This window comes from Pseudomonas sp. FeS53a, assembly GCF_000931385.1.
Taxonomy (GTDB): domain Bacteria; phylum Pseudomonadota; class Gammaproteobacteria; order Pseudomonadales; family Pseudomonadaceae; genus Metapseudomonas; species Metapseudomonas otitidis.
Window position 1 is genome coordinate 1 of record NZ_JYFT01000004.1, and the last position, 18,460, is coordinate 18,460.

The following is an 18,460-nucleotide window of genomic DNA, read 5'->3' on the forward strand; positions in this document are numbered from 1 at the left end:
TGGGCGGGGTGGGCGTTTCATCGCCTTGGCGGTGGCCAGCACGGTGCGTTTGCTCCAGATCAGCAGGCCGCTGAGCACCATCATCGTCAGCAGCAGGCCGAACACGAACCACAGCAGCTTGACCCAGATGCCACCGAAATCGCCGGTGTGCAGCGGACGCATGGACTCGGTGACGAACTCCAGGGCGTTGCGGTCGCCGAGCAGGTGCGAGCCCAGCAGGGTGCCGTCGTAGGGGTTCACCTCGGCGGTCTGGAACATCAGCGGGTACCAGCCCCGGCCGCCCACCTCCAGCGGGGTGAAGGCGTCCGCCGGGAAGATCACGAAGCTCACCTCGAAGCCGGGGATGGTGCGCGTCGCCACCTCCACCGCCTGGTCCACGCCGATGCGCGGCACCGGCTGGCCGGGCTCGGGGCGCGGCAGCGCCTCGCGGGCGATCAGCGTGGGCGGGCCTTCGCTGGAGATGGAGATGTGGTTGTCGTAGAGCACCGCGCGGATCAGGAACCAGGTGCCGGTGACGGCGATCACCGCGATGAACCAGATGGACCAGATGCCCACCAGGCGGTGGAAGTCGCCCCAGAAGATCCGCGCGCCCTGGCGGATGCGCAGGGTCGGCCGCAGGAAGCCGCGCCAGAAGCGCTTGTACACCACCAGCCCGGTGACCAGCGAGGCGAGCATCGGCAGGGCCAGCAGCGACACCAGGTACCAGCCCCAGCTGTAGCCGTTGGTGAAGGGCACCAGCCACCAGCCGTGCAGGGCACGGGTGAACTGGCGGAAGTCGAACAGCGGGCTGCTGCCCTGGATCACCCCGGTGTACGGGTTGACGTAGAGCGTGGCGGTGCGGGTGTCGGGGTAGCTGACCGCCGCCGTGAGGGCGAAGTGGTCCTCCTCCGGCTTGGCCAGCCACTCGATGGCGGCATCCGGCTGCTGGCGGGCGATGGCGGCGACGACCTGGTCGAAGCCGAGGGGCTGGGTGTCATCGGCGGGGCGGGTGGCGCGCACGTCGGGGTTGGCCAGCCAGATGATCTCCTCACTGAGCACCGCCAGGGTGCCGGTGGCGCAGACGAGGAAGACGAAGAACCAGATCGGCAGGGCCAGCCAGCTGTGGACCAGGAACCAGGTTCGCGAGCGGGACTTCTTGGACATGACGGAGCGCGGTCCTGACTGTTCGGGGCGATGAAAAAGACCGCCCGCCGGGATGGCGGGCGGAAACTAGCCAAAGGGGCGCTCGGCACCGGCCCGCCCCGGCAAGGGCGCGGCAGGTGCATGGAGAGGAGTGCCTAACAGTAAGGACGGATGAGCGCGGAAAAACCGACAGGGTCAGGTGAAAGAAAATGTTTCCGCGCCGGCCGGGCTCAGCCCATGTGGGAGCTGGAGCGGCGCACGAACTTGATGGAGTGCTTCAGGGTGGGCTTGCGGGTGACGCTGATGGCGCGGCGGGTCACCGTGTCGATGGTGATGTTCCAGAAGCCCGTGCTGGGCACCGTGATGCGCGCCGGGAAGCGGTCGAAGGCGCCGCCGTGGTAGGTGTGGCGGCCGCCGTTCTTGAAGCTGCGGAAGTTGGCATCGCTCATCAGGCGGATGTTGCAGACCTGCGAGCACTCGATGACGACCAGGTCGCCTTCGTTGAGGTGTTCGCGTTGATGGATGAACTTCATGGCAAGGCTCCGGAGCAGGGGTGACGCGGGGGCGCAACGATAGCACGGCCGGCCGGCGTCCCGCTGCCCCGGGCACGGCGTGCGCGACGGAATGCCCGGATTCGCCAGGGCGCGGTTGCCGGGCGCCGGCGGCCCGGGAATGATCCCCCGCTGCGGGCGCGAGCCCGGTCTAGGCTGCGCAGCGAAAGATCGCAATTCCTGCAAACCCGCTGCCGCTAGCGTCTGGTCCAGGGAGGCTGACCATGAAACCCGAAMCCCTCGCTCACTACGCCCGCCGCATCGACCCGGTGCTGCGCTGGCTGGCCGCTCACCCGGACGCCGATCCGGACCTCCACCACCTGGCGGAGCTGGCCTGCCTGTCGCCGTACCACTTCCACCGCGTGTACCGCGCGATGCTCGGCGAGACGGTCAATGCCACGGTCCAGCGGCTGCGCATGCACCGCGCGGCGGTGGCCCTGGCCGGTACGGGGGATTCGCTGGAACGGGTCGGCCGGCGTGCCGGGTACAGCTCGCACGCCGCCTTCAACCGCGCCTTTGGCGCCCACTTCGGGCTGCCCCCGGGACGCTACCGCGAAACCCGGGCCCGCCCGCTCGACCCCCAGGAGCTCGCCATGTACCCCATCGCCATCGAAACCTTCCCAGGCGCCGTCCTCGCCACGCTGCCGCACCAGGGCAGCTACCAGGGCATCGGCCCGCTGTTCGGCCGCGCCTTCATGCTCGCCATGGGCCAGGGGCTGCTCGGCCCCGACTGCCTGATGTACGGCGTCTACTTCGACGATCCGGCCCAGGTGCCCGAGGCGCGCCTGCGCTCGCTGGCGGGTATTTCCGTGTCCCCGCAGGCGGTGATCGGCGGCGAGCTGGAGCGCTACGAGATACCCGCCGGGCGCTGCGCCATGCTCACCTACACCGGGCCCTACAACGAGATGGGCAAGGCCTATGACTGGCTGTACTCGCGCTGGCTGCCGGAGAGCGGGCTGGAGCCGGGCGACTGCCCGATGTTCGAGCAGTACCTGAACGACCCGCGCAGCACCCCGCCTGCCCAGTTGCAGACGCGCATCTGCATGATGCTCGCGGGCTGACGCCCGGCGCCGCCTTCCCGGGGGAAGGCGGCGCGATAGTTTGCAGAATCCGCAACTGAGTATTTGTCCTGTCCGATGTATCCCGAGCAACCGCTTGGCTAGAGTCCGGCGCACAACCATTACAACAACGCCGAGCACTGCCATGCCTGACGCCTCGTTCGCCCTGCGCCCCGTCCCCTCGTCCTGATCCGCGCCCGTCGCCGCGCCTTCAACTTCCCTACCGGACGAGGACTTCCCATGACTCAACAGCACGACGCGCGCCCGATGATCGAGGTGCGCTCCATCGACTACGTGCCCCGCCACGAACGCCACGGCAAGGTGTGGCACCAGGGGCCGTTCTGGTTCACCGGCAACTTCGTGCTCACCACCCTGGTCACGGGTTTCACCGGGCCGGCCCTGGGGTTGGGGGCGCTGGGTTCGATCCTGGCGATCCTCATCGGCGTGTGCATCGGCACCTTCTTCATGGCCTTCCACGCCAACCAGGGGCCGCGCATGGGCCTGCCGCAGATGATCCAGTCGCGCCCGCAGTTCGGCGTGCGCGGCGCGGTGGTGCCATTCCTCGCCGTGGTGTTCGTGTACATCGGCTTCAACGTGTTCAACGTCATCCTCGCCACCGACGCCATCAACACCGTGCTGCCCGGCGCGCGCACCCCCTGGTACGTGCTGCTGGTGGGGCTGGCGGTGCTGCTGGCCATCGTCGGCCATGACCTGCTGCACGCCGTGCAGCGCTGGCTGACCTGGCTGATGATCGCGGTGTTCGGTGCCCTGACCCTGTTCGCCGTGACCCAGCTCAGCGCCGATGCCGCGCTGCAGGGCAGCGGCTTCAGCTGGAGCGCCTTCCTCGTGCAGCTCTCGGCGGCCGCCGGCTACCAGATCAGCTACTCGGTGTACGTCTCCGACTACTCGCGCTACCTGCCGGAGGAAACCCCCGCCGGCAAGGTCATCTTCTGGACCTACCTGGGGGCCGGCGCCTCGGCGCTGTGGCTGATGTCCCTCGGTGCCTTCCTCGCCTCGGCCCTGCCGGCGCCGGACGCCATCGGCAGCGTGCGCGAGCTGGGCAACCAGCTGCACGACGGCTTCGGCACCCTCATCGTGCTGGTGGCGGTGCCCTCGCTGGTGGGCATCATGGCGGTCAACTGCTACGGCGCCATGCTCACCGGGCTCAGCGCGCTGGACGCCTTCTCCCGCGTGCGCCCGACCCTGGGCGTGCGGGTGGTCGGCATCAGCGTGGTGGCGCTGGTGATCCTGCTGGTGGCACGGATGATCCCGGAGAGCTACCTGGGCAGCTTCAACACCTTCGTGCTGCTGATGCTCTACTTCCTCGTGCCGTGGACGGCGGTGAACCTGGTGGACTTCTACCTGGTGCGCAAGGGCCGCTACGCCATCGCCGAGATCTTCAACCCCGAGGGCGTCTACCGCGGCTGGTCGCGCCCCGGCCTGGTGGCCTACGGCCTGGGCCTGCTGGCCATGGTGCCGTTTATGTCCCTGAGCTTCTGGAGCGGCCCCTTCGCCACCGCCCTGGGCGGTGCCGACATCGCCTTCGCCATCGGCCTGCCGGTGGCCGGCCTGGCCTACTGGCTGCAATGCCGCCACCAGGACCGCAGCGAGGAAGAACGCCTCGCCGCCCTCGACCCGCAACGCCTGGAGGACCCGCGCCCATGAACACCCGCCCCGTCGCCCCGGTGAAGGTGGCCTGCTGCCAGGTGGCGCCGCGCATCGGCGAACTGGCCCACAACCGCGCCCTGGCCGAGGGCGCCATCCGCCGTGCGGCCCTGGAGGGCGCACACATCATCGTCCTGCCGGAGCTGGTGCAGAGCGGCTACCTGTTCCGCGACAAGGCCGAGGCCCTGGCGCTTTCCGAGCCCCTGGACGGCCCGGCGGTCAGCCACTGGCAGGCCCTGGCGCGGGAGCTGGGGGTGGTGATCGCCGCCGGTTTCTGCGAGCGCCGCGACGACTGCGAGCTGGCCAACAGCGCCGTGCTGGTGGACCCGGACGGCCTGCGCGCGCATTACCGCAAGGCCCACCTGTGGGATGCCGAGAAGGCCCTGTTCATCCCCGGCGACGCAGCGCCGCCGGTGGTGGATACCGTCCACGGCCGCCTGGGGCTGATGATCTGCTACGACCTGGAGTTCCCCGAATGGGTGCGCCTGCCGGCCCTGGCCGGCGCCCAACTGCTCTGCGCCCCGGTGAACTGGCCCCTGGGCCCGCGTCCCCAGGGCGAACGCCCGGCGGAAGTGGTGCGGGTGCAGGCCAACGCGGCGGTGAACCGCATGTTCATCGCCGCCTGCGACCGCCACGGCCACGAACGCGGGCAGGACTGGGTGCAGGGCTCGGTGATCGTCGATGCCGACGGCTTCCCCCTGGCCGGCCCGGTGGAGGGCGGCGAGCGCCTGCTGCTGGCGACCCTCCACCTGGCCCAGGCCGACGACAAGCGCATCAGTGCCCGCAACGACGTCCACGGTGACCGCCGCCCCGCGCTCTACCAGGCCCCCTGAGGGGCCTGCCTCCCTTTCTGCGTAAAACGTGAAACAGGCATGCCAGAGCCTGTGAAGCAGTCGTCACTGTGACGGAGCGCATACCCTTCGGTGAGCGATGGGTTCAGACTACGCGCCCCCGTTTCACAACGGCGACAAGGGTGCCGAGGGTGGCTTCGCTGCGCGACGCCAGGCATCCGGTCCGTCATCACAAACACAATAAAGGGGCGACCGGTCACAGCGCCGTGCCCCGCGAACCAACAGCAAAAGAGGGAGTTTTCCATGGTTGTTGCGGTAAGACGCGCCCTGGGCCTGGCGCTGGCAGTCACCTGCCTGCCGGCCTCGGCGGATTTCGTCACGGTCATCACCTTCGGCGGTGCCAACAAGGACGTGCAGAAGGAAGCCTTCTTCAAGCCGTTCAAGGCCAGCACCGGCGACGCCGTGGTCCACGGCTCGTACAACGGCGATCTCGACAAGCTCAAGAGCATGATCGACATCAGCCACGTGACCTGGGACGTGGTGGAGGTGGAGGCCCCCGAACTGGCACGCGGCTGTGAAGAAGGCCTGTTCGAGAAGATCGACCCGGCCCTGGTGGGCAACCCCAGCGACTTCGTCGCCGGTGCCCTGCAACCCTGCGGCGTGGGCATCTTCGTCTGGTCCACCGTGCTCGCCTACGACTCCGCCCGCATCAAGGACGCCCCGCGCGGCTGGGCCGACTTCTGGGACCTGCGCAAGTACCCCGGCAAGCGCGGCCTGCGCCATGGCGCCAAGTACAACCTGGAATTCGCCCTGATGGCCGACGGCGTCGCGCCGAACGAGGTCTACCAGGTGCTCGACACCCCCGCCGGTGTCGACCGCGCCTTCCGCAAGCTCGACGAGATCAAGTCCAGCGTCGTCTGGTGGAAGTCCGGCGCCGAGCCGGTGCGCGCCCTGCAGGACGGCAAGGTGGCCATGAGCTCCGCCTACAACGGCCGCATCGCCACCGCCCAGAAGGAGACCCGCAGCCTGGCCATGGCCTGGGGCGGCAACATCTACGACTTCGACTACTGGGCCCTGCCCAAGGGCTCGTGGAAAGGCGAGCTGGCGAAGAAGTTCGTCCACTTCGTCAGCCAGCCGGACCAGCAGAAGGCCTTCGCCGAAGGCATCTCCTACAGCCCGGTGAACAACAAGGCGATCGCCATGATCAACCCGGCCATCGCCGCCACCCTGCCCACCGCCCCGCAGAACATCCGCGATGCCCTGCCGATGAACGTCACGTTCTGGGCGGCCCATGCCGACCTCGAAGCGCGTTTCGAGAACTGGGTGAAGAACTGACCCCGCCCCACCCTGAAGCGGCCGTCCAGGCCGCTTCGTTTTTCCGGCAGCGTCTTCCGCTGCGGTCGACGTCGGGCCCGCGCCTCTGGCACGCTGCGCCAGCCCCGGTACCGCGTTGCCGGGCAGCCGCCTGACAGGGAGCGAAGCGATGGCAGTGGATATCGAATGCGTGGTGGTGGGGGCCGGCGTGGTCGGCCTGGCCGTGGCCCGTGCACTGGCCCAGGCAGGGCTCGAAGTGGTGATCGTCGAAGCGGCCGACGCCATCGGCACCGGCATCAGCTCGCGCAATTCCGAAGTGATCCACGCCGGCATCTACTACCCGCCGGGCAGCCTCAAGGCGCGCCTGTGCGTCGACGGTCGCCATCGGCTCCTGGCCTTCTGCCGCAGCCACGGCGTGGCCGTGCAACAGCTCGGCAAGCTGATCGTCGCCACCGATGACGCCCAGGTGGCGCCGCTCCAGGCCCTGCTGGCGCGGGGGCTGGCCAACGGCGTGGATGACCTGCGCCTGCTGAGCCGCGACCAGGCCCTGGCGCTGGAACCCGACCTGCACTGCGTGGCCGCGCTGCATTCGCCGTCCACCGGCATCGTCGATTCCCACGGCCTGATGCTGGCGCTGCTCGGCGACGCCGAGGCCGCCGGTGCCGCCCTGGCCCTGGGGTCGCCGCTGCTGTCGGCGCAGGTGCAGGGCGACGGCTTCCAGCTGACGGTGGGCGGCGCCAGCCCGACCACCCTCGGTTGCCGCCTGCTGGTCAACGCCGCCGGCCTCGGCGCCCCAGGCCTGGCTGGCCGCATCGACGGGCTGCCGGCCGCCCATGTCCCGCGCGGCTACCTGTGCAAGGGCCACTACTTCAGCCTCGCCGGACGGGCACCGTTCAGCCGCCTGGTCTACCCCGCGCCGGAGGCCGCCGGCCTGGGCGTGCACATGACCCTCGACCTGGGCGGCCAGGCCCGCTTCGGCCCCGACGTGCAATGGACGGATACCGAGGACTACCAGGTCGACCCACGCCGCTCCGACGGCTTCTACGCCGCCATCCGCCGCTACTGGCCGGGCCTGCCCGACGGCGCGCTGCAGCCGGACTACGCCGGCATCCGCCCGAAGATCAGCAGCCCCGACGAGCCCGCAGCGGACTTCCGCATCAGCGGCCCCGAGGACCACTGCATCCCCGGCCTGGTCAACCTGTTCGGCATCGAATCCCCCGGCCTCACCTCCAGCCTGGCCATCGCCGACGGGGTGCGGCAGGCGTTGGAGCGTTAGGGGGCGTGGAGCTGCCGCCCTGTAGCCCGGACTTCAGTCCGGGAGTGCCCCGCACCATTTTCCTGGGCTGAAGCCCAGGCTACGGGGGCTTGGGCGTTGTCTGGCGGGTTGTTGCGGTAAACATCGGATTTCTGTTCAGGAGGGAGCATGGCCATCTGGCAATTCGATTTCAGCCTTGTGCCCAAGGCGGCTGTGGTGGCGCTTCACGGGTGTGTGCCGGACAGTCTGGACGGCTACGCGGCCTTCGATCTGGAGGAGGAGTTCGATCTGGACTCGGACTACCCCAACTACTGGGAAGGGGGTGTCAGTCATCAGGTCGTGCAGGTTGTGCGGGAGCGATTGCCGCTTCGCCGCTCCTGGAGCGAGGAGGCTGAAATGTACGGAGACGAGCGCGGCACCAGCGTCGAAATCTGGAGCGATGACGTGAATTGTCGCGTTGATGCGCGATCCAGTCCGCTACCTGATCTGGAGTTTTTTGCACAACTTGCCTGTGATGCTGAGTGCCTGATCGTCCTCAAGGGAACCGGTTCGCCGCTTGAGCCTTCGCTGCTCTCATTGCTATGTGCCTTCAAGGCATCGCGGGCGTATCGCTTCTGCAAGGACCCCATCGGCACCCTTCATGAGCTGTAGCCCGGACTTCAGTCCGGGGATGCCCCGCACCTTTTCCCTGGGCTGAAGCCCAGGCTACGGGTGCCAGGGGGTTGCCTGTAGCCCGGACTTCAGTCCGGGAGTGCCCCGCGCCATTTCCCTGGGCTGAAGCCCAGGCTACGGGTGCCAGGGTGTTGGCTGTAGCCCGGACTTCAGTCCGGGAGTGTCCCGCACCATTTCCCTGGGCTGAAGCCCAGGCTACGAGCACAGCTGCTTTCGCGAGGAGAAATGAGATGTCCATCCTGATGTGCCTGGAAGTCGAAGAAGGCGTTCCGCTTGCGGTCGTGGAGGCCATTCTTCGTGCGAGTGGGGAGCGGTGGGAGGAGGGGCCGGATCGACTGGAGGGCGTGTTCGAACGCTCGTGGGCGGTATTCGCGTTCCGTCGGGAGGAGCCTGCTCGGGACGTGGGACTCGACCACCACAGCGTGGATTGGAAGGTCGGTTTAAGCGGCGTTTTTCATTGCGCCAACAATCGCTTGGCGGAGAGCTGGGGCGACATCCATCACCTTATCGTCCAGCTTGCGGCTGCAACCTCTGCGCGCTTCCTGCTGTCATTTCAATACGAGTCCCTTTATGCCTACCGCGATCACGAAGGGCTCACGCTGGTACAGGCCATGGTGCTGGACTGAGGTCGCACTGCATTCGGGCTGCCCTCGGTCGTCTTGCATTTTGCAAGGCGATCAACGTGCCATCGTGCAGGCTGCATATATCAAACTGCCTTCATGTCAAATAAATTCCTTTTAAATCAAATGGATAGATTTATCGTTCGGCTGGCATGCGCCCTGCAAATGCCTGGGTCCAAAAGCCCAATCCACTGACAGGGAGCCGAACAATGCAGATCGCCATCAAGGAATTCTTCGACGCTTTTCCCGGTTACGAAGTGTCCATCCGCCCGCGTCCGGACGGCATGTTGCTGCTGACCCTGGGCAAGGACGGCGAGGAGCCGTTGCGCAAGGCCATCCCGAGCGATGCGGTGTTCTGCATCGAGCGGGTGCGTGGGGTGATCCGCGAGATGCAGCGGGAAATGAAGCTGGCCTCCGGCGAAGTGACCTGGAAGGGCGAGGGCGACACCTGGCTCAATCGCGAGCTGCCCACCTTCACCGGTGGCCCGATCCACATGACCGCCGCCAAGACCCTGGTCGAACGCCGCCGCCTGGAATTGCTCAACGCCCGTCGCGCCGTGGCCAGCTGAAGCCCGGCGCAGCGGATCGGCCATGACGCCGGTCCGCTGGCAGGGAATTTTTCGCGATTTCCGTACTCCACCATTCCGAACCCCGTCGGAAGAATCGTTATGCCAGCAACGACTGCTGGTAGAGGTTCTGTTAGTTTGTGCCCTCGTTCACGTCAGATCCGGCCTATTACCCGGTAAGTCGTGTGGGTTTTCCCCGCCGCGAGGACACGAAAGGAGATCGCGTTGTGACACCCATCGACAGCACCGAGGACCTGGCGGCTGCGACCGAAGCCTGTGCCAAAGAGCCCATCCACATCCCGGGCAGCATCCAGCCCCACGGTTTCATGCTGGTCTTCGACGAAGGCCGTGGCTGCGTGGTGCAGGCCAGCGAGAACGTCCAGGACTGGCTCGGCCTGCCCGCCAGCGAACTGATCGGGCTCCCGTTCGAGCGCCTCTTCGAACACGCCGCTGTGCTCCAGGGCCGCCTGCAGGGGCTGGCCCTGGAAGACCCCAATCCCTTCCACCTGGGGGACGTGCGCTTTGCCATCGGCCAGGAGCGTTCGCTCCCGGTGGCGATGATGGTGCACCGCCACGACCAGGTGCTGATCGCCGAGTTCGAGCCGGCCAGCGACGCCATCTCCGCCTACGGCAATTTCTACCCGCTGGTGCGCAGCTTCGTCGCCCGCCTGCAGGACGCCGACAACGTCGACGAGCTTTGCCGCCACGCGGTGCAGGAGATGAAGCGCATCACCGGTTTCGGCCGGGTCAAGGCCTACCGCTTCGACGCCGAGGGCAACGGCCTGGTGCTGGCCGAAGAGGCCGACGAGGGCTACCCGCGCTACCTCGGCCTGTGCTTTCCCGCTTCCGACATCCCTCCCCAGGCGCGCGCGCTGTACCGCGCCAACCGCATCCGCGTGATCGAGGACGCCCACTACACGCCCTCGCCGCTGTACCCGGCGCAGAACCCGCTCACCGGGCGCCCGCTTGACCTCAGCTTCGCCGCCCTGCGCAGCGTCTCGCCGGTGCACCTGCAGTACATGCGCAACATGGGCACCCTGGCCTCCATGTCCGTCTCCATCGTGGTGCGTGGCGAGCTGTGGGGACTGATCTCCTGCCACGACCTGCACCCCCGGGGCGTGGGCTTCCAGACCCGCACCGCCTGCGAAATGCTCGGCAGCGTGCTCTCGCTGCAGATCGAGAGCCGCGAGGCCCACGACCGCACCGAGCACCTGCTGAGCCTGCGCCAGCACATCGTCCAGATGCTCTCGGCCATGGCCGACCGCGACAGCATCAGCGGCGGCCTGCTGGCCCAGCCGGAGACCTTCCTCGGCTTCGCAAAGGCCAGCGGCGCAGCGATCATTTCCGCCGCCCGCTGCGACCTGGTGGGCGAGACCCCGCCCCAGGCCCAGGTGACGGCGCTGGTGCACTGGCTGGCCCGGCGCCCCGGCATCAACGTGTTCCACAGCGACAACGTCGGCCGCGACATCGACGAACTGCCCGAACTCGCCCGGCATGCCGCGGGCGTGCTGGCCGTGGCCATCTCGCAGATCCATTCCCACTACCTGGTGTGGTTCAAGCCCGAGCAGGCGCGCACCGTCGAATGGGCCGGGCGCCCGGAAAAGAGCGTCGACCCCAGCGGTGGCCTCAGCCCGCGGCACAGCTTCGAACGCTGGCAGCAGACCGTACGCGGCTACTCGAGTCCCTGGGACCCGCTGGAGATCGAGGGCGTCTGGGAGCTGCGCACCGCCGTGCTCGGCATCGTCCTGCGCAAGGCCGAGGAGATGGCTGCGCTGGCCAGCGAGCTGAAGAAATCCAACAAGGAACTGGAAGCCTTCTCCTACAGCGTGTCCCATGACCTGCGCGCACCGTTGCGGCACATCGCGGGTTACGCCGAGCTGCTGGGGGAATTCGAAGGCAGTCGCCTGTCCGAACGGGGGCTGCGCTTCCTTGACCACATCGGCGAATCCGCCCGCTTCGCCGGCACCCTGGTGGACAACCTGCTGAGCTTCTCGCAGATGGGCCGCGCAGCCCTGCGCTTCTCCGACGTGGACCTGCAGGCCCTGGTGGACGCCATCCTCAAGGAGATGGAGCCGGACCTGGTAGGCCGCAACATCCAATGGCACATCGCCGGGCTGCCCACGCTCATCGCCGATGCCGCCTTCCTCCACCTGGCCATGCGCAACCTGCTGGCCAACGCCGTGAAGTACAGCCGCGACCGCGACCCGGCGGTGATCGAGGTCAGCGCCCGCACCGAGGGCGACGAAGTGGTGGTGACGGTGAGCGACAACGGCGTGGGCTTCGACATGGCGTACGCCGGCAAGCTGTTCGGCGTGTTCCAGCGCCTGCATCGCATGGAAGAGTTCGAGGGCACCGGCATCGGCCTGGCCAGTGTGCGCCGCATCATCGAACGCCACGACGGCCGCGTATGGGCCGAGGGACGCGTGGGCGAGGGCGCCCGATTTCATTTCGCACTGCCCCTGAGGGCGCAGCACAGTCAACTACCCACTGAGTGATTACCCATGCTCAAACCCATCCTGCTGGTCGAGGACAACCCCCACGACCTGGAACTCACGCTGGTCGCTTTGGAGCGCAGCCAGCTGGCCAACGATGTCGTCGTCATGCGTGACGGCGCCGACGCCCTCGATTACCTGTTGCGTCGCAACCACTACGCCCAGCGTGACGACGGCAACCCCGCCGTGCTGCTGCTGGACCTGAAGCTGCCCAAGGTCGACGGCCTGGAAGTGCTCAAGGTGGTGCGCGAGACGCCCGAGCTGCGCAGCATCCCCACCGTGATGCTGACCTCCTCCCGCGAGGAGCCGGACCTGCAGCGCGCCTACGAGCTGGGCGTGAACGCCTACGTGGTCAAGCCGGTCGAATTCAAGGAATTCGTCACCGCCATCTCCGACCTCGGCGTGTTCTGGGCCGTGCTCAACGAGCCGCCGCCGGGCTCGCTGCGACTGCAGCGCCGCCCCGGAAGCTGATACGGCCCGCCGACCCACAGGAAGCCCCCACACTCCATGCCGCAAACGCCACTCAAACTGCTGCTGGTCGAAGACAGCCCGCGGGACGCCGAACTGGCCCTGCTGACCCTGGAACGCAGCGGCCTCGAGGTCGACTCGACTCTGGTCTACCACCACGCCGGGGTCGAGCAGGCCCTGGCAGCCGCCACCTTCGACCTGATCCTCTGCGATTTCATCCTGCCCGGCTCGTCCGGCGCCCAGGCCCTGGAAGTGGCCCGGCGCCTGGCGCCGAAGACGCCCTTCATCTTCCTCTCCGGCGTGTTCGGCGAAGAACACGCGGTGGAGATGATGCGCCAGGGCGCCGTCGACTACGTGCTCAAGCAGAACCTCAGCCTGCTGCCCAAGGCCGTGGGCCGGGCCCTGGCCGAGGTGCGCGAGCGCGAACGCCGGCGCCGCGCCGAAGAGGCGCTGATGGAGGTGGAGGTGCGTGCGCGCTTGGCCATCGACGCCGCGCGCATGGGCATGTGGGACTACAACCCGCAGACCGGCCGGCTGCTCTGGGACGAACGCTGCAAGGCCCTCTACGAACTGCCCCGGGACGCCGAGGTGGACCTGGTCACCTTCTTCGACCGCTGCCACCCCAAGGACCGCCCCCTGCTGGAGCGCAAGGTCCAGGAGGCGCTGGCCGTGGACAGCGGCAACGAGTACCAGGCCGAGTACCGCGTGCAGCTGCCGGGCGGGCGCGAGCGCTGGGTGCTCACCAGTGGCCGGGCCTTCTTCGAGGCGGGGCGCTGCGTGCGCTTCATCGGCGTGCTGCAGGACATCAGCGAGCAGAAGTACGCCACCGAGGCCCTGCAGCGGCTCAACGAAATGCTCGGCGAGCGCGTCGAACGGCGCACCCGCGAGCGCGACCGCACCTGGGAACTCTCCCGCGAGCTGCTGGCGGTGATGCGCTTCGACATGACGCCCATCGCCCTCAACCCCGCCTGGGAAGACACCCTCGGCCTCACCCGCGAGCAGCTCACCCGGGTGCAGCTGTGGCAGCTGATCCACCCCGACGACATCGAGGCGACCCTGCGCGAGACCGAGAGCGTGGCCGACGGCAACGTCTCCACCCGCTTCGTCAACCGCATGCGCCACACCGACGGCGACTACCGCTGGCTGTCCTGGACCATCGTCCCCGACGAGGGGCTGATGTACGCCGCCGTGCGCGACATCACCGGCGAACGCGCGGTGCTCGACGAACTGGCCACCACCAACCAGCGCCTGCGCGAGCAGATCCGCGAGCGCGAACGCATCGAGGCGACCCTGCAGCAGATGCAGCGCCTGGAAGCCATCGGCCAGCTCACCGCCGGGGTCGCCCACGACTTCAACAACCTGCTCACCGTCATCCTCACCAGCGCCACCTTCCTCGAGCGCGATGTCGAGCGTGGCAACCACGAGCGCATCCTCGGCCGCCTGCACAACATCCGCGAGGCCGGCGAGCGCGGCGCCAAGCTCACCGGGCAGTTGCTGGCGTTCTCCCGCCGGCAGCGCCTGGAGCCGGTGCCGGTCAACCTCAACGACACCCTGCAGGGCCTGCTGGAGCTGCTGCAGCGCACCCTCGGCGGCGGCATCTGGGTGGAAACCCGCACCGCCCCCGACCTCTGGCGGGCGCTGGTGGACCCGACCCAGACCGAGATGATCATCCTCAACCTCGCCATCAACGCCCGCGACGCCATGCCCCAGGGCGGCACCCTGCGCCTGGTGACTGCCAACGAGGTGGTGCAGGCCGCCGCGCAGCGCCCCGAAGACCCGGAGCCGGGCCCCTATGTGGTGCTGAGCATCGAGGACACCGGCGTGGGCATGACCGAGGAGGTGCTGGCCAAGGCCTTCGAGCCGTTCTTCACCACCAAGGAGGTGGGCAAGGGCTCCGGGCTCGGCCTGGCCCAGGTGTTCGGCTTCGCCAAGCAGTCCGGCGGCGGCGTCAGCATCCACACCGAGCCGGGGCGCGGCACGCGGGTCAAGGTCTACCTGCCGTGCATCCACGACGACCCCGGCGAGGCTTGCGTCGAGCGCCCGGCGGCCGTGCCGGCACCGGGGCCGAGCAGCACCGCGCGGACCATCCTGCTGGTGGACGACGACCCCCGCGTGCGCGAGGTGACCGCCGCGCTGCTGGACTCGCTGGGCTACCGGGTGCTGGAGGTCGGCAGCGGCAGCGAAGCGTTGCAGCGCTTGGAACAGGGCGTCGACCTGCTGCTCACCGACTACGCCATGCCCGGCATGAACGGCGCCGAGCTGGCCAACCTGGCGCAGCAGCAGCGGCCCGATCTGCCCGTCATCTTCATCACCGGCTACGCCGAACTGGGCGGGCTGGACCTGCCCGACCAGGTGGTGGTGCAGAAACCCTTCCGCGAAGCGGACATCGCCGCCAAGCTGCGCGCCGCCCTGGAGGAGCGCCCATGAGGGTGCGCGAGCACCTGCGCCAGGCCGGTGCCCCGTTGCACGAGGCCGTGGACGCCGCCTTCTCCCGCTTCGACCTGGGCCAGGCGGACGGCTACCGCGCCTTCCTGCGCGCCCATGCCCGCGCCTTGCCGGGGCTGGAACAGGCCCTGGAGCAGGCCGGTATCGCCCAGCTGGTACCCGACTGGCCGGCACGTTGTCGCCGCCACGCCCTGCTGGCGGACCTGGCCGACCTCGGGTTGCCGCCGCCACCGACAGCCGCGCCCCGCCTGGACGCCAAACCGGGCCTGCTCTGGGGCCTGGCCTACGTGCTGGAAGGCTCGCGCCTGGGCGGTCGCCTGCTGGCCCGACAGGTCACCGGCGCCCAGGCTGACCTGCCCGTGCGCTACCTCGGCCACGGCCAGGACCAACCCCTCTGGCCCGACTTCCTCCGCCAGCTGGAAGCCCACGCCCACGACCTGCCCCACGCCGACCTGGAACAGGGCGTGATCCTCGGCTTCCGCCACTTCCTGAACGCCGCCGAACCCCCTGCCGAACAATCCGCAGGATGCGCTGAGCTCGGCGAGCCGCATCGAATCCCCGCATGAGCCCGCCATGATGGGCTTCGCACAGCTCAGCCCATCCTACGTTTGTCGCCGCGCGCTGGCGGACACTCCGCGCTTCACCAGCCCACCGCCTCGACGCACATCGGGCACCCGTAGGATGCGGTGAGCTCGGCGAACCGCATCGCCCCGTGCCCGAGCTCCGCCATGATGGGCTTCGCACAGCTCAGCCCATCCTAGGTTTGCCTCCGCACCCTGCCGGACACTCCGCGGTTCACCGGTTCACCATCTCGGCGTCAGACACGTAGCCCGGGCTTCAGCCCGGGACCACGGCGCATCCCTGGGCTGAAGCCCAGGCTACGGCTGAGCGTAGGGTGGGCTTCAGCCCACCATCGGAGCCGGCGGCACACCCTTTGGTGGATGGATAAAGCGCCATCCACCCTACACACCGGGCACCCCCGTAGGATGCGGTTCGCTCGGCGAACCGCATCAACCCGCGCCATTCCCCGCAGCCGTCTCCATACCTACCCCTCACTGCGCTCCGCCATGAGCCGGCGGTAATGGCGGGTGCGGTGGAGGGTGTGCCATTGCTCCTTGAGCAAGGCGCGCAGGGGGGAGACGCCGGGGCGGGGGGATTGGCCGTCGCCGAGGCGACGCATCTGGTATTTCACGGCCGACATGTAGGCCAGCGCGGCGAGGGATTTGTTGCGCCAGCGGATGGGCGGCAGCTCGGCGCTGGCGGCGTTGTCGCCTTCACGCCAGCGGCGCGGCAGGGCCGGGTCCAGGGCCAGGGCGGTGGCGATACCGGCCAGGCTCACGCCGCTGGTGAGCACCTGCTCTACCACCGGCAGCCGGCGGATGCCGCCGGTGACCATCACCGGCATGCGCGCTTCGGTGGCCAGTTCACGGGCGAATTCCAGGAAGTACGCTTCCCGCGCGAGGGTGCGACCGTCCCGGGCATCGCCCTGCATGGCCGGTGCCTCGTAGCTGCCGCCGGAGAGTTCCACCAGGTCCACCGGCAGGTCGTTCAGCCACAGCAGCACCTGGCGGGCGTCTTGCGGCTCGAAGCCGCCGCGCTGGAAGTCCGCCGAGTTCAGCTTCACCCCCACGCCGAAGCGTGGGGATACCCGCGCCCGCACCGCCTTCACCACCTCCAGCAGCAGGCGCGCGCGGTTCTCCAGGGAACCGCCCCAGCGGTCCTGGCGGCGGTTGGTCAGCGGCGAAAGGAACTGGCTGAGCAGGTAGCCATGGGCGGCGTGGATCTGCACGCCGTCGAAGCCGGCCTGCTCGGCCAGCACGGCGCTGTGGGCGAAGCGTTCGATCAGGGCGGCGATGTCCTGTTCCTCCAGCGCACGCGGGGTGGGGAACATCCGCGACAGGCTGCCCATCTCCAGGGCCACCGCCGACGGGGCCACGGTCGCCTGGCCGAGGTTGGCCTGCATCTGCCGGCCGGGGTGGTTCAGCTGCAGCCAGAACTGCGCGCCATGGGCCTTGCCCACCTTTGCCCATTCGCGGAAGCGCGGCAGTTGGCGGTCATCCTCCAGCACCACACCGCCGGGTCCGGTCATGGCGCGGGCGTCCACCATCACGTTGCCGCTGAGCAGCAACCCCACACCGCCTTCGGCCCAGGCCGCGTAGAGGCGCATCAGCGCATCGGACGGCGCCTGGCGGGGATCGGCGAGGTTCTCCTCCATGGAGGCCTTGGCGATGCGGTTGGGCAGGGTGGTGCCATTGGGCAGGCTGAGTGGCTGGAAGGGTGACATGGTGGGTGTCCTCGGGCGGGCATCGACGAAAGGTAGAAGAGCTGCGGTAGAGCCTAAGGTTAAAGTCAGCTTCAAGGTCAATAGGTGGAGAACCCCTGCCATGAAAATCGGCGAACTGGCGCGACGCAGCGGCCTGACCGCCTCGCGCATCCGCTTCTACGAGGCCAGTGGCCTGATCGCCGCCCAGCGCCTGGGCAATGGCTACCGGGACTACCCCGAGCAAGCCCTCGCGGTGCTGGAGCTGATCGCCTGCGGCCAGCAGGCCGGCTTCAGTCTGGAGGAGATGCGCCACCTGCTGCCCAGCCCCGGCCAGGTGCACGGCAACCACGAGCGGATGCTGGAGGGCCTGCGGCGCAAGGTGGCGGAGATCGAGGCCATGCAGGCGCGCCTGGTGGTGGCCCGCGAGCGCCTCCTGCAGGTGATCGACAGCATCGAGGACAAGCCCGAGGGCATGGGCTGCCAGGAGAATGCCGAGCGCGTGCTGGGGCGCCTGCGCAGTAGCACACAGCCGCTGCCGCAGCGCTGAGTTGGCGTTTTTGCCGGGCCACTTCGCGGCGGCGCGGGACGTTTGCAGCGACACTGCGCGCGGTTCCGGGGCGCGCAGGGTTCGCCCATCGATCAGTCAGTGGAGGGCAGGGCAATGAAAGGGTTGGCAGCGGTGTGTGCAGGGATGGCGTTATCCACAGGGGCGGCCTGGGCAGGCGCATTGCCCGATCCGCAGGCATCCGGCGCGGCGGCCAAGGCGCCGGCAGTGCTGGAGCACTACGCGGGCGCGCTGGGCTGCAGCTTCTCGATGCCGGTGAAGACGCTGGTGCCCTTCACCGTGGTGGAGCCCGCCACCCTGGAGGAACACCCCCTGTACCTGGCGCTGTTCCAGGTGGACGAGGGCTGCGTGGGCGACGCGAGTGCAGTGCGCACCCACATCGCGGCGCTCCAGCCCGCCCGGAACGGCGGCCTCTATGTGGTGCCGGGTTATTCCCAGACCTCGCCCTACCTGCCCCAGCGCATCGACCGCCTGTTCGTCGAGGGCGAGGCGTTGCGCTACACCGGCCAGGCCAGCCTGGACCCGGCCAACCCCGAGCCGCAGGCCGGCCAGCTGAGCCAGGAAGGCGGCCGCTGGATCGACGCCAACCTGGAGCCCCTGGGCGACTGAGCCG

17 protein-coding genes are annotated in these 18,460 nt (G+C 68.7%); 14 read left to right on the forward strand and 3 right to left on the reverse strand.

Features of this window, described 5'->3' with window-relative positions; genetic code table 11:
* Both SZ55_RS01215 and SZ55_RS01220 read right to left on the reverse strand, forming a co-directional pair.
* The coding region (locus tag SZ55_RS01215; RefSeq protein ID WP_044400046.1) for a PepSY-associated TM helix domain-containing protein at positions 1 to 1,143 on the reverse strand (1,143 nt) is incomplete at its 3' end.
* A 209-nt stretch (positions 1,144 to 1,352) separates the two neighbouring features.
* Entirely contained in the window at positions 1,353 to 1,655 is a 303-nt protein-coding gene (locus SZ55_RS01220; protein ID WP_044400048.1) for a DUF1883 domain-containing protein, read from the reverse strand.
* A 242-nt stretch (positions 1,656 to 1,897) separates the two neighbouring features.
* On the opposite strand from SZ55_RS01220, the gene SZ55_RS01225 reads away from it, so the two are divergent.
* From SZ55_RS01225 to SZ55_RS01280, 12 genes are all read left to right on the forward strand, one after another.
* Entirely contained in the window at positions 1,898 to 2,734 is an 837-nt protein-coding gene (locus SZ55_RS01225; RefSeq protein WP_044400050.1) for an AraC family transcriptional regulator, read from the forward strand.
* Positions 2,735 to 2,971: 237 nt separating this feature from the next.
* Complete coding sequence (locus tag SZ55_RS01230) at positions 2,972 to 4,396, forward strand: purine-cytosine permease family protein (protein ID WP_044400052.1); 1,425 nt, start codon at positions 2,972 to 2,974, stop codon at positions 4,394 to 4,396.
* Positions 4,393 to 5,229, forward strand: coding sequence for a nitrilase family protein (locus SZ55_RS01235; RefSeq protein ID WP_044400055.1), 837 nt, complete (start codon positions 4,393 to 4,395; stop codon positions 5,227 to 5,229). Before SZ55_RS01230 ends, SZ55_RS01235 begins: the two co-directional genes overlap by 4 nt.
* Positions 5,230 to 5,490: 261 nt before the next feature.
* On the forward strand, positions 5,491 to 6,522 hold the full coding sequence (locus SZ55_RS01240) for an ABC transporter substrate-binding protein (RefSeq protein ID WP_107331290.1): 1,032 nt from the start codon (positions 5,491 to 5,493) through the stop codon (positions 6,520 to 6,522).
* Between the two features lie 148 nt (positions 6,523 to 6,670).
* Positions 6,671 to 7,777 (forward strand): NAD(P)/FAD-dependent oxidoreductase, encoded by a 1,107-nt coding sequence (locus tag SZ55_RS01245; protein WP_044400058.1) that lies wholly within the window; start codon positions 6,671 to 6,673, stop codon positions 7,775 to 7,777.
* A gap of 147 nt (positions 7,778 to 7,924) precedes the next feature.
* Entirely contained in the window at positions 7,925 to 8,407 is a 483-nt protein-coding gene (locus SZ55_RS01250; protein ID WP_044400061.1) for a hypothetical protein, read from the forward strand.
* Positions 8,408 to 8,658: 251 nt separating this feature from the next.
* Positions 8,659 to 9,054 (forward strand): hypothetical protein, encoded by a 396-nt coding sequence (locus tag SZ55_RS27040; RefSeq protein WP_052807501.1) that lies wholly within the window; start codon positions 8,659 to 8,661, stop codon positions 9,052 to 9,054.
* A gap of 203 nt (positions 9,055 to 9,257) precedes the next feature.
* Positions 9,258 to 9,617: a DUF3509 domain-containing protein gene (locus tag SZ55_RS01260; protein ID WP_044400064.1), complete on the forward strand. Its 360-nt coding sequence runs from the start codon at positions 9,258 to 9,260 to the stop codon at positions 9,615 to 9,617.
* A gap of 224 nt (positions 9,618 to 9,841) precedes the next feature.
* Positions 9,842 to 12,109 (forward strand): ATP-binding protein, encoded by a 2,268-nt coding sequence (locus tag SZ55_RS01265; protein WP_044400067.1) that lies wholly within the window; start codon positions 9,842 to 9,844, stop codon positions 12,107 to 12,109.
* A 6-nt stretch (positions 12,110 to 12,115) separates the two neighbouring features.
* Positions 12,116 to 12,577: a response regulator gene (locus SZ55_RS01270; RefSeq protein ID WP_044400070.1), complete on the forward strand. Its 462-nt coding sequence runs from the start codon at positions 12,116 to 12,118 to the stop codon at positions 12,575 to 12,577.
* Between the two features lie 36 nt (positions 12,578 to 12,613).
* Complete coding sequence (locus tag SZ55_RS01275; RefSeq protein ID WP_044400073.1) at positions 12,614 to 15,001, forward strand: response regulator; 2,388 nt, start codon at positions 12,614 to 12,616, stop codon at positions 14,999 to 15,001.
* Positions 14,998 to 15,585: a biliverdin-producing heme oxygenase gene (locus tag SZ55_RS01280; protein WP_052807502.1), complete on the forward strand. Its 588-nt coding sequence runs from the start codon at positions 14,998 to 15,000 to the stop codon at positions 15,583 to 15,585. Before SZ55_RS01275 ends, SZ55_RS01280 begins: the two co-directional genes overlap by 4 nt.
* 479 nt (positions 15,586 to 16,064) lie before the next feature.
* On the opposite strand, the gene SZ55_RS01285 is transcribed toward SZ55_RS01280, so the two are convergent.
* A complete protein-coding gene (locus SZ55_RS01285; protein WP_044400076.1) occupies positions 16,065 to 17,303 on the reverse strand; it encodes an NADH:flavin oxidoreductase/NADH oxidase family protein in 1,239 nt (412 codons plus the stop codon).
* A 100-nt stretch (positions 17,304 to 17,403) separates the two neighbouring features.
* Between SZ55_RS01285 and SZ55_RS01290 the strand changes: the two genes are divergently transcribed.
* The gene (locus SZ55_RS01290) at positions 17,404 to 17,829 is read left to right on the forward strand and encodes a MerR family transcriptional regulator (RefSeq protein ID WP_044400079.1); all 426 of its coding nucleotides are present in this window, start codon (positions 17,404 to 17,406) and stop codon (positions 17,827 to 17,829) included.
* A 144-nt stretch (positions 17,830 to 17,973) separates the two neighbouring features.
* Positions 17,974 to 18,456 carry a hypothetical protein gene (locus SZ55_RS01295; RefSeq protein WP_139233625.1) on the forward strand — a complete coding sequence of 161 codons (483 nt, stop codon included), beginning with the start codon at positions 17,974 to 17,976 and terminating at the stop codon, positions 18,454 to 18,456.
* Positions 18,457 to 18,460: the final 4 nt, after the last annotated feature.